The organism is Acidovorax sp. SDU_ACID1 (assembly GCF_045291395.1).
Lineage (GTDB): Bacteria > Pseudomonadota > Gammaproteobacteria > Burkholderiales > Burkholderiaceae_C > MR-S7.
Window position 1 is genome coordinate 3,859,917 of record NZ_CP152342.1, and the last position, 20,658, is coordinate 3,880,574.

A 20,658-nucleotide genomic window follows, 5' to 3' on the forward strand; every position below is an offset into this window, starting at 1 on the left:
GTCGGAAAAATCAGTCGTCGATGCCGTCGAAGAGCGCGCGCAGGTTCAGGCCCGGCGCCTCATAGGGGAAGCCCTTGCACAGCAGGCGGTCGTTGGCGCACAGCAGGATGTCGCGCGCAGCCTGCGGGCCCACGTCGGGGTTGTAGGCAAGCCGCCGGAAGGCGCGGTAGCGCAGCACCAGCAGGCCCCGCAGCTCCTCGCGCATGCGCTCCTCGCGCCCCGGGCGGCCGGCGGTCGCCGCGTCGCACTGCAGCGCGGCCTGCAGCTCCGACGCGGTGCCCAGCGGCACGTCCAGGGCCTGCGCCAGCAGGGTGATGCGCGCGCCCATGCCCTCGAACTGCCGCACGAAGTGGTGCAGGTGGCGTTCGATGACCTGCTGGCGCGTGGAGTGCCTAGTCTGCATAGCGCGTCATCACATAGGCGCCGGGCGCGTCGCACACGGCATGCTCGGCGCGCATGGCCGGCGGCTTGGCGGGCGCGCCCGAGCGCTCGGCGATCCAGGCGTGCATGGCCTCCCACCACGAGCCCTGCACCACGGGAGCCTGGGCCTTCCAGTCGTCGGGGTCGATCCAGCCGGTGTTGTCCTCCACGCTGGCGATCTGGTAGCTGCGGCGCGGGCGGCCGGGCTCGCTGACGATGCCCGCGTTGTGCCCGCCCTCGGCCAGCACGAAGGTCACGTGCGTGTCGGTCTGCAGGTGGATCTTGTAGACCGACTTCCACGGCGAGACGTGGTCGCGCGTGGTGGCCACCACCATCATCGGCGCGTCGATGTCCATCAGCGCCACGGTGGCCCCGGCGAAGCGGTACTGGCCCGAGGCCAGCGCGTTGTTGAGGAACAGCGCGTTGAGGTATTCCGAGTGCATGCGCGCGGGCAGGCGCGTGGTGTCGGCGTTCCAGCTCATGAGGTCGAAGCTGGCGTCGTCCTCGCCCATCAGGTAGCGGCGCGTGTTGCGGCCCCACAGCAGGCCGCGCGAGGCCAGGTAGACGAACGAGCCGCCCATCTGCTTGCCCGAGAGGTAGCCCTTGTCGTTCATGTTCTGGCGCAGCGTGGCGAGCTGGTCCTCGTCGATGAACACGCCCAGCTCACCGGGCTCGGTGAAGTCGGTCTGCGCGGCCAGCAGGATGACGGAGGCCAGCTGGGGCAGGTCCGCCGGGATCAGCGCCTGCTCCTTGGCCGTGCGCTCGCCCTTCTTGCGCGCCAGGCGCCCCATGGCCGCCGCGGCGATGGCCAGGAACGTGCCGCCCAGGCAGTAGCCCACGGTGTGCAGGCGCTCGGCGCCGGTGCGCGATCTGGCGGCGGCCATGGCGGCGAGCACGCCGGCGCTCAGGTAGTCCTGCATCTTCAGGTCGCGGTCCGATGCGTCGGGGTTGCGCCAGGAGATGATGAACACCGTATGGCCCTTGTCCACCAGGTACTTGACCATGGAGTTGTGCGGCGACAGGTCCAGGATGTAGTACTTCATGATGCACGAGGGCACGATGAGCACCGGCTCCGGCAGCACCTTGGCGGTGGTCGGGCTGTACTGGATCAGCTCGATCAGGTGATTGCGCAGCACCACCTTGCCGGGCGTGACGGCCACGTCCTTGCCCACGGCGTATTCCAGCGGTTCGAGCTGCTCGGCGGGCGTGTCGGCGCGGGCATTCATCTGCTCGCGCAGGTCCTGCAGGAAGAACTCCATGCCCTCGCGCAGCGTGCGGCCCTGGCTGGCCTGCGCCGAGCGCAGCACTTCGGGGTTGGTGAAGGCCCAGTTGGACGGCGAGAGCGCGTCCAGTGCCTGGCCCGTGAAGAAGTTCACCATGTGCTGGTGGTGGCGCTGCACGCCCCCGCCCTGCTGCGCCACGTCGCGCCACCAGGCGTCCACGGCCTTGTAGCCCTCCTTGAAGGCGCTGAAGGGCCACTCGCGCCAGGCGGAATCGGCAAAGCGCCCGTCTTTGTCGGGCGCGGCTTCGCCGGCGCCGCCGGCGGCGTTCTGCCAGGCCTGCAGCGACAGTTCCAGCGCGCGCTGGGCCAGCACGGCCTGGCGGCCGGGCGAGGCCATCAGATGCAGCGCCCAGTCGGCGTGCGCCAGCGCCAGCGCGATGGGCGACAGCCCGCTATAAGGACGCGACATCTGCGCATGCACCGACGCATCGAGCGCGCGGGCGGCTCTGCGCTGCAGCTCGCGGGGATGTTCGGACTCGGGCGAGGTCTCCACGACCATGGGCACTCCTGACGTAACAAGTACAACAATCGGTAATTCTGCTGATACCCGTCAAGCTGACAGTTGACGGAAGTCAACGAATACGCGTCTTGCCCCCGCCGCCGCCCCGGCAGGCCTGCCGCGCGGGCGGTGCCCGCTCCACAATCGCGCAGCCGGCCCGCCCGTGGCCCCTGTGCGCAGAGATAAGAGCTCAGAGCCTGTTCACGATCTTTTCATGGTGCCCGCAAGGCAGCAAACAGCCGCAATCAAGGCGCGCGCCGCAGGCCATGCTGGTGGCCTGGACAAGGCGCGCAACGCGGAGTGCGGCTGTTTGCTGCCTTGCCCGAAGGGTTGCCCCGCAAAGGCGGCGTCTGCGGCGTTGCAAATCCTCGCCGGGCCATCAGCCCGGCTGCGGTTTGCGCCTTGCAGCCACCGCCTTTGCGGGGCAACGGGCACCATGAAAAGATCGCGAACAGGCTCTAAAAGGCCTCCAGCCCTTATCCAGCAAGCGCAAGCAGCTATCAAATCCGCCAGAACTCCCTTCTTCCCGTAGCCCTCCCATGCTGGACAAGCACTACCTCGCCCCCTTGTTCTCCCCCGGTTCGGTCGCCGTTCTGGCGGGCCGGCCGGACGACCCCGAGCTGACGCCGCAGGCCCAGGCCCTGCATGCCGCGCTGCGCGCGCAACGCTACGCGGGCACGCTCACGTTCCTGGACATCCGGGGCAGCAGCGGCACCCTGCACGACCTGGCGCAGAGCCGCGCCGACCTGGCCGTGATCGCCCTGCCGCCGCAGGACCTGGCCGCCGCGCTGGAGCTGGCGGGCCGCATGCACTGCCGCGCAGCGCTGGTGCTGGGCAACGGCGTGGGCGCGCCGCATGCCGCACAGCTGCACAAGATCGCGCGGCGCGAGGGCGTGCACCTGCTGGGCCCCAATTCGCTCGGCATCCAGCGCCCCGCGCTGCACCTGAACGCCAGCGCCGCCGGGCCGCTGGCGCAGGACGGGCCGCTGGCGCTGGTCTGCCAGTCCGGCGCGCTCACCGCGGCGGTGCTCGACTGGGCGGGCAGCAACGACGTGGGCTTTTCCAGCGTGATCTCCCTCGGCCCGCACCCCGGCGTGGGGCTGGCCGATGCGCTGGACTTCCTGGCCCACGACCCGCACACGCAAAGCATCGCCGTCTGCATGGAGGGCATCCAGGACGCGCGCCGCTTCATGAGCGCGCTGCGCTCGGCCGCCTTCGCCAAGCCGGTCATCGTGCTCAAGGCCGGCCGCAGGAGCGCGGGCAGCGCGGCGGCGCAGACGCACAGCGGCGCCATCGTGGGCAGCGACGACGTCTTCGACGCCGCCCTGCGCCGCGCGGGCGCCGTGCGCGTGCGCTCGTTCGTGGAGCTGTTCTCGGCCGCCAAGTGCCTGGCCTCGCGCCACCGCCCCGTAGGCAGCCGCCTGGCCGTGGTCACCAACGGCGGCGGCCCCGGCGTGCTGGCGGCCGACTGGATGGAGGAGATCGGCCTGTCGCTGGGCCGACTGCCCGAGGCCGCCCGCATCCGCCTGGCCCCGCACCTGCCCGCCCAGGCCACGCTGGACGACCTGGTGGACCTGACCGAGGACGCCACCCCCGCGCACTACCGCGCCGCGCTGGACGCCTCGCTGGCCGAGCCCGCGATCGACGGCGTGCTGGCCCTGTTCTCGCCCAAGGCCGGGCAGGACGGCGCGGGCATTGCCCAGGCCCTGGCCGGCGCCCGCCAGCACGCTGCCAAGCCCCTGCTGTCGTGCTGGATGGGCGACAGCGCCGTGCTGCCCGCGCGCGCGGTGCTGCGCGCGGCGCACATCCCCACCTTCCGCACGCCCGAGGCGGCCGTAGGCGCGTTCGGCAGCATCGCCGCCTATCACCGCAACCAGCAGCTGCTGCAGCAGACCCCACCGCCGCTCGCCGCCGCGCTGGCCCCGCCCGACATCGAGGGCGCGCGCCTGGTGATCGAAGGCGTGCTGGCCGAGCGCCGCACCGTGCTCACCGAGATGGAGTCCAAGGCGCTGCTGGCCGCCTTCCACATCCCCGTGACGCGCACGCTGCTGGCGCGCAGCAGCCACGAGGCGGTGATGATCGCCGCGCAGCTCGGCTTTCCCGTGGCGCTCAAGATCGACTCGCCCGACATCGCCCACAAGTCCGACGTGGGCGGCGTGGCCCTGCACCTGCAGAGCGCCGCCGCCGTGCGCGACGCCTACGAGGCCATGGCGCAGCGCGTGGCGCATGCCGCACCCGGCGCGCGCATCCAGGGCGTGACGGTGCAGCCCATGGCGGCCGCGCCGGGGCGCGAGGTCTGCATCGGCCTGGTGGCGGACGACCCGTTCGGCCCCGTCATCACCTTCGGCGCGGGCGGCACCATGGTCGAGCTGCTCGAGGACCAGGCCATGGAGCTGCCGCCGCTCAACACCTTCCTCGCGCAGCGCCTGGTCCAGCGCTCGCGCGTGGCGCGCCTGCTCGGCGCCTGGCGCGGCGCGCCGCCCGCCGACCGGCAGGCGCTGGAGCAGGTGCTGCTGCGCGTGTCCGAGATGGCCTGCGCGCTGCCGCAGCTGCGCGAGATGGACATCAACCCGCTGATCGTCGATGCGCACGGCGCCGTGGCGGTGGACGCGCGCATCGCGCTGGGCGAGGCGGCCCATGGCCCCGCTGCGGGACACGCGCGCCATGGCCCCTATGCCCACCTGCCCATCCTGCCCTACCCCGCGCGCTACGAGCAGACCTGGCCGCTGCGCTGCCAGACGGGCGGCAGCGGCGAATACCTCGTGCGGCCCATCCGCCCCGACGACGCGCCGCTGATCCAGCGCCTGGTGCGCGAGCTGTCGCCCGAGAGCCGCTACTTGCGCTTCGCCTCGCGCATCACCGAGCTGCCGCCCGCCATGCTGGCGCGCTTCACGCTCATCGACTACGACCGCGACATGGCCCTGGTGGCCGTGCACCGCGAGCGCACGCTGGACGCGCAAGGTGTGGAGCACTGCGCCGAGCGCATCGTGGGCGTGTCGCGCTACGTCATCAACCCCGACCCGTCGAGCTGCGAATTCGCGCTGCTGGTGGCCGACGATTTCGCCGGCCAGGGCCTGGGCTCGCGGCTGATGCACAGCCTCATGGACGTGTCGCGCGAGCAGGGCCTGGCCGAGATCCAGGGCCTGGTGCTGGCGGAGAACACCCGCATGCTCCAGCTCATGCGCCGCCTGGGCTTCGAGGTGCGCGCCTACCCCGAGGAGCCCGAGTTCCGGCTGGTGACGCACGCGCTCTAGGATCAGAGGGTTTTCGGCCTCCAGCGCTTACCCAGAAAGCGCAGGCAGCTATTTTTTCAGGAGCATTCCAGCGCCAGCGTGCGGGCCAGCTTGTCCCACTCGCTGCCCGACAGGTGCAGCCGCACCATGTCCAGCATCGCCTGGAACGCCTCGCGCGGCGCGTGCTGGCGCATGTCGCACAGCACCAGGGCGCGCTCGGCGGGTGTCAGGTAGGGCAGCATCCAGCGCATGGTCACCATGGCTTCGGCCGGCGGGAGGGAGGCGACGATGGCGCCCTCCACCTCGGCCAGCTGCGCATCGGTGCAGTGGGCCCAGAGCACGGCGTTGTGCTCCGTCTCCTCCTGGTGCATGTGCTCGAAGTTGTGCGCCACGAACAGCGCCAGCTGCCGGTACAGCGCATGCGCCACGCGCGCACGACGCTCGCGCGGGCAGGCCATGAGCTGCGCCGCCCCCGAGGCCAGGGCGGCGATGGCCTGCTCGTGGCCCTCGTGCTCGTGCTCCACGGCGGCGCTGCTGCCGGGCGCGCGCACCTCCATGGCCGGGTGCACGAAGGCATTCTCGTGGTGCAGGTGCGAGCGGCAGAAGTCCAGCAGTTCCAGCACGCGCGCGCAGGCTTGCGACAGTTCCAGGTCGTCGCCCACGTCCGCGCGGCCCAGGCCCATGAGCGTGTCGGCCATGAAGGCGCGCAGCGCCTTGTGGATGAAGGCATAGATGTCCAGGCGCGGGGCGGCGGCTTCGGCCTGGGCCAGGGCGGTGATTTCGCGGGGGTTGAATTGCATGGTCGGGTTCCTTGGGAATCAAGTGCCGCGAAGTCTAGGAACGCCGGAGCGCGCGCGCTGCTAAAAACTGCTTAAACGGGCCTCAAAGATTGCTCCAACGGACGCATTCGTGAAATACCTCACGCCCCCTGGCGCACCCACTCGGCCGCGCGCTCGGCGATCATGACCGTCGGCGCGTTGGTGTTGCCGCTGACGATGCGCGGCATGACGGACGCGTCCACCACCCGCAGCCCCTGCATGCCGTGCACGCGCAGCCGCGCATCCACCACGTCCGTCGCGCCCGGCCCCATGCGGCACGAGCCCACCGGGTGGTAGACGGTGTCGGCATGGCCGCGCACGAAGCGCTCCAGCTGCGCGTCGTCCTGCGCCTGGGCCGAGACGAGCAGCTCGCGCGCGCCATGCCGGGCCAGCGCGGGCTGGGCCAGGATCTGGCGCATGAGGCGCACGCCGCGCACCAGGCGCCGCAGGTCGTCGGGGTCGCTGAGGAAGGCCGGGTCCACCAGCGGTGCAGCGTCCGGGTCGGCGCTGGCGAGCTGCACACTGCCCCGGCTGCGCGGGCGCAGCACGCACACGTGGCACGAATAGCCGTGGCCCCAGCGCGCGGTGCGGCCGTGGTTGACGAGCTTGCCGGTGACGAAGTGCAGCTGCAGGTCGGGCACGTCCTCGTCGGGACTGCTCCTGAGGAAGCCGCCGGCCTCGGCGAAGTTGGTGGTGAGCATGCCGGTGCGGTGCGCGCGCCATTCGCGGATGCCGCGCAGCAGGCGCCACGCGCCGGGCAGCGACAGGCCGAACAGGTCGGCCAGGCGCGGCGCGTCCATCACCAGCACCACGTCGGGGTGGTCGTGCAGGTGCTCGCCCACGCCCGGCAGGTCGTGCACCACGGCGATGCCGTGGCGCTGCAGTTGCGCGCCGGGCCCGATGCCCGAGAGCAGCAGCAGTTGGGGCGACAGCAGGGCACCGGCCGACAGCAGCACCTCGCGCGCGGCGCGCACCGTGTGCAGCTGCCCGCCCTGGCGGTACTCCACGCCCACGGCGCGCCGGCCCTCGCAGACGATGCGCGTGGCGCGCGCGCCGGTCACCACGCGCAGGTTGGGGCGACCCAGGTGCGGCGTGAGGTAGGCCTTGGCCACACTGAAGCGCTCGCCCGCGCGGTGGGTGACCTGGTAGAGGCCCACGCCCTCCAGCTGCGCGCCGTTGAAGTCGCCGTTGCGCGCGTGGCCGGCCTGCACGCCGGCCTCCACGAAATCGCGGCTCACGCGGTGGGGCGACTGCAGGTCGGCCACGTTGAGCGGGCCGCCGGTGGCGTGCCAGGCATCGGCACCGCGCTCGTTGTGCTCGGCCCGCAGGAAGTACGGCAGCACGTCGCTCCACGCCCAGCCGGGGTTGCCGGCCTGCGCCCAGTGGTCGTAGTCGCTGGAATGGCCGCGCGCGTAGATCATGGCGTTGACCGAGCTGGAGCCGCCCAGCACCTTGCCGCGCGGCTGGTAGCCCCGCCGCCCATCCAGGCCCGCCTGCGGCGTGGTGGACAGACCCCAGTTGAGTGTGCCCGTGGCCGCCAGAGCGGCCAGGCCCGCGGGGCAGTGGATGAGCGCGCTGGCGTCAGGCGGCCCGGCCTCCAGCAGGCACACGCGCACGGCGGGGTCCTCCGTCAGCCGCCCGGCCAGCACGCAGCCGGCCGAACCGCCGCCGATCACGATGTAGTCGAAGTCCTCCATGCGTCCCCTCCTGCTTGTACGCCGATGGCGGCTACCATCGCCGTGTTTTTCTTTTCACGTTCCATTGAAGGGGTTCTTTATATGACGATTTCGACCGTCGGCATCATCGGCGCAGGCACCATGGGCAACGGCATCGCACAGGCGTGCGCTGTCTCGGGCATCGACGTGGTGATGGTGGACATCTCCGACGCCGCCGTGCAAAAGGGCATCGCCACCGTGGCCGGCAGCCTGGACCGGCTGATCAAGAAGGAAAAGATCACCGCCACCGACAAGGACGCGGCGCTGGCGCGCATCAAGGGCTCGACGAGCTACGACGACCTGAAGGCCGCGCAGATCGTGATCGAGGCCGCCACCGAGAACTACGAGCTCAAGCTCAAGATCCTCAAGCAGGTGGACGCCCTGGTGGCGCCCGAGGTCATCATCGCCTCCAACACCTCGTCGATCTCCATCACCAAGCTGGCCGCCGCGACCAGCCGCGCCGACAAGTTCATCGGCATGCACTTCTTCAACCCCGTGCCGATGATGGCGCTGGTGGAGATCATCCGCGGCCTGGCCACCAGCGACGCCACGCACGACGCGGTGAAGCAGCTTTCCGAGCGCCTGGGCAAGAGCCCCATCACCGTGAAGAACGCACCGGGCTTCGTGGTCAACCGCATCCTGGTGCCCATGATCAACGAGGCCTTCTTCGTGCTGGCCGAAGGCCTGGCCACGCCCGAGGACATCGACGCGGGCATGAAGCTCGGCTGCAACCAGCCCATTGGCCCGCTGGCGCTGGCCGACATGGTCGGCCTGGACGTGTGCCTGGCCGTGATGGACGTGTACCTCACCGAGTTCGGCGACAGCAAGTACCGCGCCTGCCCGCTGCTCAAGGAATACGTGGCCGCCGGCCGCCTGGGCCGCAAGACCGGGCACGGCGTGTACCAGTACTGACCGGCCATGCCGCAGCGCAACCCGTTCAAGCACGCCCTGGCCGCCGGCCAGGCGCAGATCGGCCTGTGGTGCACGCTGGCCTCGCCCTACGCGGCGGAGCTGGTGGCCGGATCGGGCTTCGACTGGCTGCTGCTCGACACCGAGCACACGCCCGCCGACGTGCCCCTGGTGCTACAGCAGCTGCAGGCCGTGGCCGCCGAGCCGCTGCACCGCACGCACCCCGTGGTGCGCGCAGCATGGAACGACCCGGTGCTGATCAAGCGCATCCTCGACATCGGCGCGCAGACGCTGCTGCTGCCCTTCGTGCAGAACGCGGATGAAGCCCGCGCCGCCGTGGCCGCCATGCGCTATGCGCCGCGCGGCATCCGGGGCATGGGCGGCACCATGCGCGCGTCGCACTACGGGCGCGACATGGACTACGTGCGCGATGCCGAGAAGGAACTCTGCCTGCTGGTGCAGGTGGAGACGGCCGAGGCGCTGGCGCAGCTCGAGGCCATCGCCGCCGTCGATGGCGTGGACGGCATCTTCATCGGCCCGGCCGACCTGTCGGCCAGCATGGGCCACCCGGGCAACGCCAACCACCCCGAGGTGCGCGCGGCCATCGACGACGCGATCCACCGCATCCGCGCAGCCGGCAAGGCGCCGGGCATCCTCATGGTGGACGAGGCCCGCGCGCGCGAATGCCTGGCACTGGGCGCGCAGTTCGTCGCCGTGGGCATGGACATGATCCTGCTGCGCAACGCGGCCGACGGCTTGGCCGCCGCCTTCCGGCCCGGCGCGCGCGGCGCGGTGCAGACCGCGTACTAGCCGACGCGCATGGCACGCCCCTGACTCGGCCTTGCGCCGCCAGGGGCGTTTTTCTAAGCAAAATTGGCCTCCAGCGCTTATCCAGAAAGCGCAAGAAGCTCTTTTTCAATAGCAACCCGAAGACCTTGCCCATTGGATGGGCGCCCGCATTTCAATTGCACACAATTGAATTGCACTCCACAATCCAGCCATGCCTTCGCGCTCCCATTCCCTGCCACCCGCGTCCGAGCTGCTACGGCTCGACCACCAGGTCTGCTTCGCGCTGTATTCCGCGTCGCTGGCCATGACCAAGCTCTACAAGCCGCTGCTGGACGCGCTCGGCCTCACCTACCCGCAGTACGTGGCGCTGCTCGCGCTGTGGGAGCGCGACGGGCTCACCGTCTCCGAACTCGGCGAGCGCCTGTTCCTCGACTCCGGCACGCTCACCCCGCTGCTCAAGCGGCTGGAGGCAGCCGGCCTCGTGGCCCGGCTGCGCGACGTGCAGGACGAGCGCCGCGTGCGCATCACGCTCACGCCGCAGGGCCGGGCGCTGCGCGAACGCGCCGAGGACATCCCGCGCTGCGTGATGGAGCGCAGCCAGTGCGACGTCTCCGAGCTGCAGGCGCTCACGCGCCAGCTCACCACCCTGCGCGACCGTCTGGCCGCGCGCTGACCTTCCCGAAAGGAAACACCATGGCCTCCCTCGACAAAGTCCTTTACACCGCCCGCGCCCACACCACCGGCGGCCGCGACGGCGCCTCGCGCACCGACGACGGGCGCCTCGACGTCAAGCTCTCCTCGCCCGGCGGCAGCGGCACGGGCACCAACCCCGAACAGCTCTTCGCCGCGGGCTACTCGGCCTGCTTCATCGGCGCGATGAAGGCCGTGGGCGGCAAGCTGGGCATCGCCGTGCCGCAGGACGTGGCGGTAGACGCCGAAGTGGACCTGGGCACCATTCCCAACGCCTACGGCATCGCCGTGCGCCTGACGATCAGCCTTCCGGGCCTGGAGCAGGGCCAGGCGCAGCAGCTCGTGGACGCCGCCCACCAGGTGTGCCCCTACTCCAACGCCACGCGCGGCAACATCGACGTGACCCTGGCGCTGGCCTGAGACGGCACCCGCCACACGCGACGCCCTCGCGTTTTCCCTAGGCCCCGCCGCTCCGCGCTGCAAGCCAGCGATCAGCTTCCGGGGCCATCATGGAGGGCTGCCACCGCACGCTGCCCCGCCATGAAGATCGCCCTGCTGTCCGACATCCACGCCAATCTGCCCGCATTCGACGCCTGCCTGGAGCACGCCCGAGCGCACGGCGCGCAGCAGTTCGTCCTGCTGGGCGACCTGGTGGGCTATGGCGCGGCCCCCGGCGCCGTGCTGGACCGGGCGATGCAGCTCACCGGCGCTGGCGCGCTCGCCGTGCGCGGCAACCACGACGATGCCGCCCTGGCCCCGCCCGCCACCGCCCAGAACCTGGGCGACCAGAGCGCGCAGTGGACCGGGCCGCATCTGCAGGAGCACCACCGCGCCTTCCTGGCCGGCCTGCCGCTCACCGCCCGCATGGGGCCCGACGCGCTGCTGGTGCACGCCAGCGCCGACGGCCCCGAGCGCTGGCACTACGTGACCGACGGCAACGCCGCCGAGCGCAGCATGGCCGCCGCCACGCAGGTGGACCCGGCCATCCGCTACGTCTTCAGCGGCCACGTGCACGAGCAGGCGCTCTATTTCCTCACGCCCACGGCCAAGCTCATGCGCTTCTCGCCGCAGCCCGGCGTACCCGTGCCCGTGCCGCCGCACCGCCAGTGGCTGGCCATCGTGGGCTCGTGCGGCCAGCCGCGCGACGGCGACGTGCGCGCCATGTATGCGCTGTTCGACGAGGACGCCGCCACCCTCACCTTCCACCGCGTGCCCTACGACCACCTGGCCGCGGCCGCGGCCGTGCGCGCGAGCGGGCTGCCTTCGTTCTTCGCCGATCGCCTGGAAAAGGGCCGCTGATGAAACTGCTCGACCCCGGCACCGAGATCGACGGCTTCGTGGTGCACGAGTGCATCCACGCGGGCGGCATGGCCCACATCTACCGCGTGGGCTACGCCAGCGCCGCGCGCGACCCGGGCTTCGCCATGGCGATGAAGATCCCGCGCATGACGGCGGGCGACGGGGCCGAGAACATCGTGAGTTTCGAGGTCGAGCTGACCATCCTGCCCACGCTCTCGGGCCCGCACGTGCCGCGCTTCGTGGCGGCGGGCGACCTGGTGCGCCTGCCCTACCTCGTCATGGAATACGTGGAGGGCCACACGCTGCAGCACTGGATCGACACGCACGAGCGCGGCGACGCGCTGGCCGACGCAGCCGCCATCGCGCGCCTGGGCGGCGCGGTCGCCATCGCCGCGCACAGCATCCACCAGCAGAACGTCTGCCACCTGGACCTGAAACCCGCCAACGTGCTGCTGCGCGCCGACGGCAGCGCCGTGCTGCTGGACTTCGGCCTGTCGTGCCACGCCCACTACCCCGACCTGCTGGCCGAGGAGATGCGCAAGGCCGTGGGCTCGCCCGCGTGGATCGCGCCCGAGCAGGTCGTGGGCGTGCGCGGCGACCTGCGCAGCGACATCTTCGCCATCGGCGTGATGCTCTACGAGATGGCCACGGGCGAGCTGCCCTTCGGCGCGCCCGCCACCCAGGGCGGCCTGCGCCAGCGCCTGTGGATGACGCCCGCCCCACCGCGCCAGCACCGCCCCGACCTGCCCGAGTGGCTGCAGGAAATCATCCTGCGCTGCCTGGAGCCCGAGGCCGCGCAGCGCTACCCCACGGCCGCGCACCTCGCATTCGACCTGACGAATCCCGGCCAAGTGCCCATCACCGAGCGCGGCCGGCGCCTGCGCGGGCCGGGCGTGCGCGCGCACCTCAAGCGCTGGATCAAGGCCGCGGGCATGCACTACCAGCCCAGCCCGCTGCCCGAGCGCCAGATCGCGGAGGTGCCCATCCTCATGGTGGCCGTGCCGCACAACGACGTGACCGACGCGACGCTCTACTCGCTGCGCGAAGCCGTCGCGCGCTCGCTGGGCATCCGCCCCGGCGCGCGGCTGGCCTGCGTCACGGTGATCTCGCCCGGCGCCAGCAGCACCTCGGACAGCGCGCGCAGCGAGACCACGCTGCACCGACAGCACCTCGCGCGCCTCAAGCAGTGGGCCTCGGGCCTCGATCTCACGGGCCACGCCGCGAGCTACCACGTGCTCGAAGCCAGCGACGTGGCCCAGGCCCTGGTGCGTTATGCCGAGGGCAACCGCGTGGGCATGATGATCCTGGGCGCGGCCACGCACGGGCTGCAGCTGCAGCGCTTCATCGACACCGTGCCCATCCGCGTGGCGCGGGATGCGCCGTGCACCGTGATCCTGGTCAAGCAGCAGTTGCCATTCGAGCAGCTTCACTCGGCCACGTCGGCCGCCGCATAGAAGCAGTAGCCGCTGCCACGCAGCGTCTTCACCGGCAGCAGCTGGCCGCTTTCGCTTTGCACCTTGCGGCGCAGGCGGCGCATCTGCGTGTCCAGGCGGCGCTGGTCGTAGTCCAGGTAATCGGCGCCCAGCGCCTGCACGATCTGGCGGCGGCTCACCTCCTCCCCCGCCGCGCGCACCAGGCAGTGCAGCACCAGCAGGTCCTGCCGCGACAGTGCCACGGGCGGCGCGCCCGGCGGCAGCAGGCGGCCTGCGCCCAGTTCCAGCCGCCAGCGCTGCTGGCTTTGCTGCAGGCCCAGTCGGCGCCCCAGCGCGGCCAGCACGGCCTCCAACTCGTCGAGGTCACAGCCCTTGCCCAGGTAGTGGTCGGCACCCGTAGCCAAGCCGTCGATGCGGTCGGCGCTGGTGTTGTGCGCGCTGAACACCACGATGCCCAGTTGCTGTCCGTCCTGGCGCAACCGCTGGATCAGCGCCAGGCCGCTGCCATCGGGCAGGCCGATGTCGATGACCGCCAGCCGGTGGCGGCGCACGTCGAAGTGGCGCTCCCACTCCGCCAGGCTGGCCACGCACTGGGGCGCGTAGCCGGTCTGCTCCAGGAATTCACCCAGCTCGGCGCGCAGCACGGGTTCGTCTTCAAGGAGAATCACGTCGATCATGGTGCGCCATTATCTCGTTGCCCTGGCGCTGCTGATCGCGCCGCTGCTGGCCCTGGCGCAGGCGCCGCTGGAGCTGGCTGCCGATGCGCAGGTACTCCGCACTGCCGGGCACCTCGAATGGCTCGACGACCCCGGCGGCACGCTGGACGTGGACCGGGCCGGCCGCGCCAGCGGCTGGGCGGCGCTGCCCGGCAACCTCAGCGCCAGCTACACCCGTTCCGCCATCTGGCTTCGCCTGCGCCTGGCCGTCCCGCAGCCGGGACAGTGGATGCTGCTGCTGCGCAACCCGCTGCTGGACGACGTGCGCGTGTACACCCGCGCGGAGGATGACGCCTGGCACGTCCTCGGTGCCAGCGGCGAAGACGTGCCGCGCCGCCTGTGGCCCGTGGACTTCCGCAGCGCCGCCTTCCCCTTCCAGCCGGCCCAGGCGGGCACGTACACCGTGCTGGTGCGCGTGACCGCGCGCAACGCCGTCAACACCGCCTTGGACGTATGGCAGCGCCTGGGTTTCGACAACCACACGCGCCGCGAAGGCTTCGTCTTCGGCCTGTACTTCGGGTTCTACCTGCTGCTCATCAGCCTGCACGCGCTGTTCTGGCGCGCCACCCGCGCGCCGGCCAGCGGCCTGTTCCTGGCCTATGTCGGCCTGTGCGTTTCCGTCGAACTGCTGACACTGGGCCTGGTGCAGCAGCTCACCGGCCTGCCCGGCACGTGGAGCGACCGGCTGCTGGGCATGAGCCTGGCGCTGTCCTACCCCGTGGCCATGCAGATGGCCGCGCGCCAACTGCGGCTGCGCGCCGCCTGGCCGCAGCTGGTTCGCGCGCTGCAGGCCGCTGCAGGGGCCACCGCGCTGGCCTGCACGGTACTGGTGCTGTCCGGGCACTACGCCGCAGGGGTGCAACTGCTGCAGGCCCTGGCCACGCCCACGCTGCTGCTGCTGCCGTGCGGGCTGGCGCTATGGCTGCTGCGCCGCGGCCAGCCGCATGCCGGCCTCTTTCTCATCGTGTTCAGCCCCTACTATGCGGGCGCGCTCATGGCCTTCGCGCGCAACATGGGCCTGCTGCCGTTCAACGCCTTCACCGAAAACGCCTCGGCGCTGTGCACCATGGTGCATATGGTGCTGCTGAGCCTGTGGATCGTGGGCAGCCACGACCGCCAGCGCCGCGCGCGCGAGCGCGCGCAAATCCAACTCGAGGCCGAACTCGCCCAGCGCCAGCAACGTGAAGGCGAGCTACTGCAGGCGCTGGACCTGGAGCGGCGCGTGCGCCAGGAGCAACGCGACTTCGTCGCCATGGTCTCTCACGAATTGCGCACGCCACTGGCCATCATCAACACCAGCGCGCAGCAGCTCGCGCGCAACCTGGGGGCGCCGCCCGAGAAAACCCTGGCGCGCAGCCACAACATCCGTGCCGCGGTGCAGCGCCTGCTCAACCTGGTGGACGACTGCCTGGCCGATGACCGCATGGCAGAGCCGGACATCGCCACTCACCAGGCCCCGTGCGACCTGCACGCGCTGATCAGCGAGCTGCAAGCGGATTTCGCCCCCGGCCGCGTGCACGGCACGCACAGTGATGGCACGCGCCACCTCGCCACCGACGCGGCCCTGTTGCGCATCGCCCTGCGCAACCTGCTGGCCAACGCCGACCGCCACGCGCCTGCGCACGCCATCGTGCGCATCACCACCCGCCGCGAAGGCAGCCGCCTGCACATTGACGTGTCCAACCCCGGCGCCGCCATCCCGAGCGAGGAACAGTTGCGCCTTTTCGAGCGCTATTTCCGCGGCCGGTCGGCACAGGGCCAGCCCGGCTCGGGGCTGGGCCTGTACTTGGTGCAGCGCATCACCGAAAAGCTGGGGGGCAACGCCTCGCTGGTGACGGCGGGCGGCGCGGCGCCGGTGGTGTTCCGGCTCGATCTGCCCGCAGGATGAATTATCAGAATTGATAGCTGTCAGCGCTTTCCAGACAAGCGCTAGAGGCCATTTTCACCAAAAATTGCGGCACTGCGCGCGCTCAGGTTTGCTCAGATTCGCGGCGGAATCGTCCCGTAGATTCAGTTGGCCCCCCCAACTCCGACCCGCTTGTATGTCCACGCCGCACCGACTGTTTCGCACACTGCTCCAGATCTGCGCTGTGCCGCTTCTGCTGGGGCTGGCCCATGCCGCCGCGCTGGCACAAACTGTCAATTGGGTCAGCTGGACGGCGCCGAGCGCCCCCCAGTACCCCAACAGCTATGCGCCGCAGGGCTACACCTACCGGGACGGCGTCAGCGGATCGCTGCTTCTGGCGGACAACGCAACCGTCGTGAACACCACCCTGACAGGTGAAGTCATCAATTTCAGCTGCTTTGGCAACACCATCAGTGACTGCCCACCGGGCTATTGGCGGAATGAGGGTGGATGGAGCGGCTCTGCCCCTGCCAACACCTTCACCAGCACCAACGTTCCGGCCTTGCCCACCAATGCCAACATGCTTGCGATGGCCGGGTATGTGCCCGCAGTGGCCCGGCATACGCTGACTTTCGACCGGCCCGTTACCAACATCGTGATGACCATCTTCTCCCTGGGCGGGACTCCCGGTAACTCGGCTTACAAATTCGACCAGGACTTCACCCTGCTGAGCCAGGATACGCGGTGCACAGGCCATCTCACCGATGCCGCACCATTGTTCCGCTGCATGACAGTGCATGGTCGCACCCTGACTGGCCGTGAAGGCATGGGAACCCTGCAGTTCACGGGCACCTTCACGTCCATCTCCTGGGAGGTGACGGTGCCCGAGGTCTACAGCGGCTTCAACATCGGCGTCACCTCCGCATCGTTCACCGCCCAGTCCGCGCTGACATTGACTGCCAGCGCATCGCACATTCCCGTGGCCAGCGGTACGTCTGTGCTCAGCACGAGCGGCGGGTCGGGCGCGGGCGCGGTTTCCTACACCGTGGTCAGCGGCCCGTGCACCGTCTCCGGCAACACCTTGACGGGCACCAGCGCGGGCACCTGCCGCGTCACGGCCACCAAGGCGGGCGACGGCACCCACGCCTCGGCCACCAGCAACACCGTGACCGTGACCGTGGTCAGGCCGCTGTCCGTCACCTACGACGGCAACGGCCAGACCTACGGCGCCGCGCCCGTGGATTCCGGGGCCTACGACAACGGCAACAGCGTCACGGTGCTGGGGCAGAACTTCCTGCAGCGCAGCGGCTACAGCTTCGGCGGCTGGAACACCGCCGCCGACGGCAGCGGCACCACCTATGCCGCTGCCGCGACCTTCGCCATCACCGCCAGCACGACGCTGTATGCGCGGTGGCTGAACACCACGTACCACGTCACCTACGACGCCAATAGCGCCACCACGGGCACGGCGCCAGCGGCGCAGACCAAGAACGACGGCACCCCGCTGACCCTGGCCACGAACACCGGCGGCCTGGCGCGCACCGGCTACGCCTTCGCGGGCTGGAACACCGCCGCCGATGGCTCAGGCACCAACTATGCCGCCGGTGCCACGTACACCGACAACGCGGCGCTGGCGCTTTACGCGCGATGGACGATCAACACCTACTCCGTCACCTACGACGGCAACGGCGCCACCTCGGGCACCGCGCCCTTGGCGCAGGACAAGACCCACGGCACACCGCTGACCCTGGCCACCAACGCGGGCAACCTGGCGCGCGCGGGCTATGCCTTCGCGGGCTGGAACACGGCCGCCGACGGCTCGGGCACCGACTACGCGGCGGGCGGCGCCTACGCCGCCGATGCGGCAGGCACGCTGTACGCCAAATGGCTGGCGGCGGCGCCCGCACCCATCCCGACCCTGTCGCAGTGGGGCCTGGCCCTGCTGCCGCTACTGCTGGCGGCGGTGGCGGGCCTGAGGACCACCCGGCGCGGCGCTTAACGGCGGGGCCGCGCGCCCGGCGGTGACAATCCCGGGCATGACCACGCCTGCCTCCACCCACCCCTACGCCACCCTCACCCCCGACCTGGTGCTGGACGCCCTGGCCAGCATCGGCCTGTACGGCGACGGCCGCCTGATGGCGCTGGGCTCGTACGAGAACCGCGTCTACCAGGCGGTGCTGGAGGACGGCAGCCGCGTGGTGGCCAAGTTCTACCGCCCGGGGCGCTGGAGCGACGCGCAGATCCTCGAAGAACACACCTTCGCGCTGGAACTGGCCGCCGCCGAGGTGCCCGTGGTGGCGCCGCTGGTGGTGCAGCAGCGCACGCTGCACCGCCACGGCGGCTTCGCGTTCGCGGCCAGCCCCTGGCGCGGCGGGCGCACGCCGGAGTTGGACGACTTCGACACGCTGGAATGGCTGGGCCGCTTTCTGGCGCGCATCCACAACGTGGGCGCGGCGCGGCTGTTTGCGCACCGCCCGGCGCTGGACGTGCAGGCCTTCGGCCGCGAGCCGCGTGACTGGCTGCTGGCCCAGCAGGTGATCCCGATGGACCAGCAGTCGGCCTGGCGCGCGGCCTGCGACGACGCTCTTGAATTGATAGCTTCCAGCGCTTTAAAAACAGGCGCTGGAGGCCATTTTGGCTTGAAAGATGCAGTACCCCTGCGCCTGCACGGCGACTGCCACCCCGGCAACGTGCTGTGGACGCCCGTGGACGGCCACGGCGGCGGCCCGCACTTCGTGGACCTGGACGACGCGCGCACCGGCCCGGCCGTGCAGGATCTGTGGATGCTGCTGTCCGGCGAGCGCCGCCAGCGCACGGCGCAGCTGTCGGCGCTGCTGGACGGCTACGAGCAGTTGCGCCCGTTCGACCGGCGCGAGCTGGCACTGATCGAGCCGCTGCGCACGCTGCGCCTGATCCACTACAGCGCGTGGCTGGCGCGGCGCTGGCAGGACCCGATCTTCCCGATCAACTTCCCGTGGTTTGGCAGCAGCGACTACTGGCGCGGTCAGGTGGACATGCTGCACGAGCAGATCGAGGCGATGCAGGAGGAGCCCCTGCATGCGTGAATGCGGCTGATCAGCGTCCGCCAGCGGCAGACAGGATGCGCACCATCTCCACCTGTCCGCGCCGGCGCGCGTGCGCCAGCGGGGTGACGCCATCCCGGTCGGCAAGGTTCACGTCGGCGCCTGCGGCCAGCACCTGGCGCACGATGTCCTGGTGCGGAGGGCCGCCGTCGCTCAGCACGATGGCTTCCAGCAGGCAAGTCCAGCCCAGGCGGTTGACATGGTCCACGGCCACGCCGGCCGCGATCAGCGTGCGCACCGTTTCCACATGGCCGCGCTCGCAGGCGGGGATGAGGGCGGTGCCGCCGTAGCGGTTGGTGCTCTTCAGGTCGGCGCCGTAGGACAGCGTCATGCGCAGGATTTCCAGGCGGCCCCGCGCGCCGGCGAGCAGGTAGGGACTGTCGCGCTGGTCGTTCTGCCGGTTCACGTCGGCACCCGCCAGTACCAGCGAACGCGCCACTTCCACATGGTTGCCCGCCGTGGCCAACAGCAGCGGGGTGCTGCCATGCGCATCGAGCGCATCCACGGGTGCGCCTTGCGCCAGGAAGCGGCGCACGGCACCCGCGTCGCCCTCCCGGGCTGCATGCAGCAGCGCAGTACCGGCATCGGTGGCGGGCACCTGCGCATGCGGCGCTGCCATGCACGCCAAAGCCAGACCGGCGGCAAAGGCGATGCGCCACGCGACGTGGCACATTTGCCTGTCAGCCATTCGCACCTTCGCTGGCGCCAGACTGCTTCTTGGCTTCGAGCGACTGCTTCCAACCATGCACAATCACGTCGTTGAAGAACTTGCGGTCGAGCCACAGCCAGATCAGCACGGGCATGAGAGCGGGCAGAACCAGCGTGGCGACCTGGGAGCCGAAAACGATGGCTTCGATCTGCCAGGGGTCCACCCGTAGCGCGCGGGTGTCGTACTGAGCGCCCGCAGCCAGATTCATGAGGACGAACATCACCAAGCTGAATGTTTGGGTCGGCAACAGCAATGCGTATCCAGCCAGTGCCCGCTGGACAAGGCCCGGCCTGCGCATGATGGCCCACGACGACAGCAGCAGCGCCAGGAGAATGGGAAAGCCGTAGGCTAGGCGACCGGGGTCCGCCGGAAGGATGGCTGCGGCCTTGCGACCGCCGCTATTGGGAATAACCACTTCTACGGCCGTCTTCACCAGCATCTGGCCCGGCTGCACGTCCACCGACCGCACCCACATGGGCGCCGTCTGGTTGAGAACGATGTCAGAGAGAACCGCCACGGGGTAGCTCAGCCATGGAGACACCTGTGTCCATAGCGCCATCAGCGCGATGGTGGTGGCCACGGAAAACACCATGAAGCGCGTCAGCACGGCCCGGCCGTGGCTCGATGCTTCCTTGGAAGCGGGCTGCGCCTGAACCGGCCCCGTGCTCATGCAACCGCCCCTTGCAGCGAGGGCGGCGGTGGCTCGTCAGGCGGGGTGCCATTGTCTTGCGGCGAACCTTTGGCAACCGCGCGCACCCAGAGCAGCCAGACGATGAGCACATCCAGCATGATCAAGCCCTGCCAGAGGTATTCGTGCGCGAAGTCGAAGAGCGGCTTGCTCCACTGCCCGATATAAAACAGGCTGATCACACGCACCACGTTGAGCGCCTGCACGGCGGCGAATCCAGCGACCAGCCCCACCAGCTTATGGCGCCATCCCGCGGGGAATGCCATCACAGCGGCAAAAAGCACGATACATGCCTCGATGCCGTTGCAGCCCGCCTCGATGGAGACACCGAAGCCCGTCACCGTGTTCCAAAGCACCTTGCCCTGCGCGGCGGCGGTGCTGTCGAACCACATCACCAGGGTGGCACACACCTTTGCGAGCAGAGTCGTCCACGGCACCACGAAGTGCTGCTGCACCCAGTTCAGCATATTGAGGCCGAACAGGGTGAACTGGAGGGTGAGGAAAAGCAGGAAGAAGCGCAGCATGGCCA

18 protein-coding genes are annotated in these 20,658 nt (G+C 70.3%); 10 read left to right on the forward strand and 8 right to left on the reverse strand.

What is annotated here, in order from left to right; all coding sequences use genetic code 11:
• Positions 1 to 10 precede the first annotated feature (10 nt).
• Positions 11 to 403, reverse strand: coding sequence for a hypothetical protein (locus AAG689_RS18975; RefSeq protein WP_020228666.1), 393 nt, complete (start codon positions 401 to 403; stop codon positions 11 to 13).
• The gene (locus AAG689_RS18980; protein WP_406623308.1) at positions 393 to 2,201 is read right to left on the reverse strand and encodes a PHA/PHB synthase family protein; all 1,809 of its coding nucleotides are present in this window, start codon (positions 2,199 to 2,201) and stop codon (positions 393 to 395) included. The genes AAG689_RS18975 and AAG689_RS18980 overlap by 11 nt, the downstream gene beginning before the upstream one ends.
• 539 nt (positions 2,202 to 2,740) lie before the next feature.
• Here AAG689_RS18980 and AAG689_RS18985 point away from each other — a divergent pair.
• Positions 2,741 to 5,455, forward strand: coding sequence for a GNAT family N-acetyltransferase (locus AAG689_RS18985; protein ID WP_406623309.1), 2,715 nt, complete (start codon positions 2,741 to 2,743; stop codon positions 5,453 to 5,455).
• Between the two features lie 56 nt (positions 5,456 to 5,511).
• Here the strand turns inward: AAG689_RS18985 and AAG689_RS18990 are convergent, their stop codons facing one another.
• A complete protein-coding gene (locus tag AAG689_RS18990; protein ID WP_406623310.1) occupies positions 5,512 to 6,234 on the reverse strand; it encodes a hemerythrin domain-containing protein in 723 nt (240 codons plus the stop codon).
• 119 nt (positions 6,235 to 6,353) lie between these two features.
• Positions 6,354 to 7,949 (reverse strand): GMC family oxidoreductase, encoded by a 1,596-nt coding sequence (locus AAG689_RS18995; RefSeq protein ID WP_406623311.1) that lies wholly within the window; start codon positions 7,947 to 7,949, stop codon positions 6,354 to 6,356.
• Positions 7,950 to 8,030: 81 nt separating this feature from the next.
• On the opposite strand from AAG689_RS18995, the gene AAG689_RS19000 reads away from it, so the two are divergent.
• The 6 genes from AAG689_RS19000 (at position 8,031) to AAG689_RS19025 (ending at position 13,108) form a co-directional block, all read left to right on the forward strand.
• Positions 8,031 to 8,879 (forward strand): 3-hydroxybutyryl-CoA dehydrogenase, encoded by an 849-nt coding sequence (locus AAG689_RS19000; RefSeq protein ID WP_406623312.1) that lies wholly within the window; start codon positions 8,031 to 8,033, stop codon positions 8,877 to 8,879.
• Positions 8,880 to 8,885: 6 nt separating this feature from the next.
• A complete protein-coding gene (locus AAG689_RS19005; RefSeq protein ID WP_406623313.1) occupies positions 8,886 to 9,686 on the forward strand; it encodes an aldolase/citrate lyase family protein in 801 nt (266 codons plus the stop codon).
• 190 nt (positions 9,687 to 9,876) lie between these two features.
• Positions 9,877 to 10,338 (forward strand): MarR family winged helix-turn-helix transcriptional regulator, encoded by a 462-nt coding sequence (locus AAG689_RS19010; RefSeq protein WP_406623314.1) that lies wholly within the window; start codon positions 9,877 to 9,879, stop codon positions 10,336 to 10,338.
• A 20-nt stretch (positions 10,339 to 10,358) separates the two neighbouring features.
• Positions 10,359 to 10,775, forward strand: a complete 417-nt coding sequence (locus tag AAG689_RS19015; RefSeq protein WP_406623315.1) for an organic hydroperoxide resistance protein — start codon at positions 10,359 to 10,361, stop codon at positions 10,773 to 10,775.
• Positions 10,776 to 10,895: 120 nt separating this feature from the next.
• Positions 10,896 to 11,654 (forward strand): metallophosphoesterase family protein, encoded by a 759-nt coding sequence (locus AAG689_RS19020; RefSeq protein ID WP_406623316.1) that lies wholly within the window; start codon positions 10,896 to 10,898, stop codon positions 11,652 to 11,654.
• The gene (locus tag AAG689_RS19025; RefSeq protein ID WP_406623317.1) at positions 11,654 to 13,108 is read left to right on the forward strand and encodes a protein kinase domain-containing protein; all 1,455 of its coding nucleotides are present in this window, start codon (positions 11,654 to 11,656) and stop codon (positions 13,106 to 13,108) included. The genes AAG689_RS19020 and AAG689_RS19025 overlap by 1 nt, the downstream gene beginning before the upstream one ends.
• Here the strand turns inward: AAG689_RS19025 and AAG689_RS19030 are convergent.
• Positions 13,081 to 13,764, reverse strand: coding sequence for a response regulator transcription factor (locus AAG689_RS19030; protein WP_406623318.1), 684 nt, complete (start codon positions 13,762 to 13,764; stop codon positions 13,081 to 13,083). The genes AAG689_RS19025 and AAG689_RS19030 overlap by 28 nt on opposite strands.
• On the opposite strand from AAG689_RS19030, the gene AAG689_RS19035 reads away from it, so the two are divergent.
• The 3 genes from AAG689_RS19035 to AAG689_RS19045 all read left to right on the forward strand — a co-directional run bounded on the left by AAG689_RS19035 (position 13,763) and on the right by AAG689_RS19045 (position 18,714).
• Entirely contained in the window at positions 13,763 to 15,691 is a 1,929-nt protein-coding gene (locus AAG689_RS19035; protein ID WP_406623319.1) for a 7TM diverse intracellular signaling domain-containing protein, read from the forward strand. The two genes, AAG689_RS19030 and AAG689_RS19035, sit on opposite strands and share 2 nt — an antisense overlap.
• A gap of 202 nt (positions 15,692 to 15,893) precedes the next feature.
• Entirely contained in the window at positions 15,894 to 17,648 is a 1,755-nt protein-coding gene (locus AAG689_RS19040) for an InlB B-repeat-containing protein (RefSeq protein WP_406623320.1), read from the forward strand.
• A gap of 37 nt (positions 17,649 to 17,685) precedes the next feature.
• The gene (locus tag AAG689_RS19045; RefSeq protein ID WP_406623321.1) at positions 17,686 to 18,714 is read left to right on the forward strand and encodes a serine/threonine protein kinase; all 1,029 of its coding nucleotides are present in this window, start codon (positions 17,686 to 17,688) and stop codon (positions 18,712 to 18,714) included.
• A 10-nt stretch (positions 18,715 to 18,724) separates the two neighbouring features.
• Here AAG689_RS19045 and AAG689_RS19050 read toward each other — a convergent pair whose 3' ends face one another.
• Genes AAG689_RS19050 through xrtH form a run of 3 tightly spaced genes read right to left on the reverse strand, consistent with a single transcriptional unit; the run spans position 18,725 to position 20,653 of the window.
• Positions 18,725 to 19,420, reverse strand: a complete 696-nt coding sequence (locus AAG689_RS19050) for an ankyrin repeat domain-containing protein (RefSeq protein WP_406623322.1) — start codon at positions 19,418 to 19,420, stop codon at positions 18,725 to 18,727.
• Entirely contained in the window at positions 19,413 to 20,111 is a 699-nt protein-coding gene (locus tag AAG689_RS19055) for an exosortase H-associated membrane protein (protein ID WP_406623323.1), read from the reverse strand. Before AAG689_RS19055 ends, AAG689_RS19050 begins: the two co-directional genes overlap by 8 nt.
• Positions 20,108 to 20,653 (reverse strand): exosortase H, encoded by a 546-nt coding sequence (gene xrtH, locus AAG689_RS19060; protein ID WP_406623324.1) that lies wholly within the window; start codon positions 20,651 to 20,653, stop codon positions 20,108 to 20,110. The genes AAG689_RS19055 and xrtH overlap by 4 nt, the downstream gene beginning before the upstream one ends.
• Positions 20,654 to 20,658 lie beyond the last annotated feature (5 nt).

Bases quoted from the DNA above. Each gene is read 5' to 3' on its own strand.
- AAG689_RS18975 (WP_020228666.1), bottom strand. From the start codon at position 403: ATGCAGACTAGGCACTCCACGCGCCAGCAGGTCATCGAACGCCACCTG.
- AAG689_RS18980 (WP_406623308.1), bottom strand. From the start codon at position 2,201: ATGGTCGTGGAGACCTCGCCCGAGTCCGAACATCCCCGCGAGCTGCAG.
- AAG689_RS18985 (WP_406623309.1), top strand. From the start codon at position 2,741: ATGCTGGACAAGCACTACCTCGCCCCCTTGTTCTCCCCCGGTTCGGTC.
- AAG689_RS18990 (WP_406623310.1), bottom strand. From the start codon at position 6,234: ATGCAATTCAACCCCCGCGAAATCACCGCCCTGGCCCAGGCCGAAGCC.
- AAG689_RS18995 (WP_406623311.1), bottom strand. From the start codon at position 7,949: ATGGAGGACTTCGACTACATCGTGATCGGCGGCGGTTCGGCCGGCTGC.
- AAG689_RS19000 (WP_406623312.1), top strand. From the start codon at position 8,031: ATGACGATTTCGACCGTCGGCATCATCGGCGCAGGCACCATGGGCAAC.
- AAG689_RS19005 (WP_406623313.1), top strand. From the start codon at position 8,886: ATGCCGCAGCGCAACCCGTTCAAGCACGCCCTGGCCGCCGGCCAGGCG.
- AAG689_RS19010 (WP_406623314.1), top strand. From the start codon at position 9,877: ATGCCTTCGCGCTCCCATTCCCTGCCACCCGCGTCCGAGCTGCTACGG.
- AAG689_RS19015 (WP_406623315.1), top strand. From the start codon at position 10,359: ATGGCCTCCCTCGACAAAGTCCTTTACACCGCCCGCGCCCACACCACC.
- AAG689_RS19020 (WP_406623316.1), top strand. From the start codon at position 10,896: ATGAAGATCGCCCTGCTGTCCGACATCCACGCCAATCTGCCCGCATTC.
- AAG689_RS19025 (WP_406623317.1), top strand. From the start codon at position 11,654: ATGAAACTGCTCGACCCCGGCACCGAGATCGACGGCTTCGTGGTGCAC.
- AAG689_RS19035 (WP_406623319.1), top strand. From the start codon at position 13,763: ATGGTGCGCCATTATCTCGTTGCCCTGGCGCTGCTGATCGCGCCGCTG.
- AAG689_RS19030 (WP_406623318.1), bottom strand. From the start codon at position 13,764: ATGATCGACGTGATTCTCCTTGAAGACGAACCCGTGCTGCGCGCCGAG.
- AAG689_RS19045 (WP_406623321.1), top strand. From the start codon at position 17,686: ATGACCACGCCTGCCTCCACCCACCCCTACGCCACCCTCACCCCCGAC.
- AAG689_RS19050 (WP_406623322.1), bottom strand. From the start codon at position 19,420: ATGGCTGACAGGCAAATGTGCCACGTCGCGTGGCGCATCGCCTTTGCC.
- AAG689_RS19055 (WP_406623323.1), bottom strand. From the start codon at position 20,111: ATGAGCACGGGGCCGGTTCAGGCGCAGCCCGCTTCCAAGGAAGCATCG.
- xrtH (WP_406623324.1), bottom strand. From the start codon at position 20,653: ATGCTGCGCTTCTTCCTGCTTTTCCTCACCCTCCAGTTCACCCTGTTC.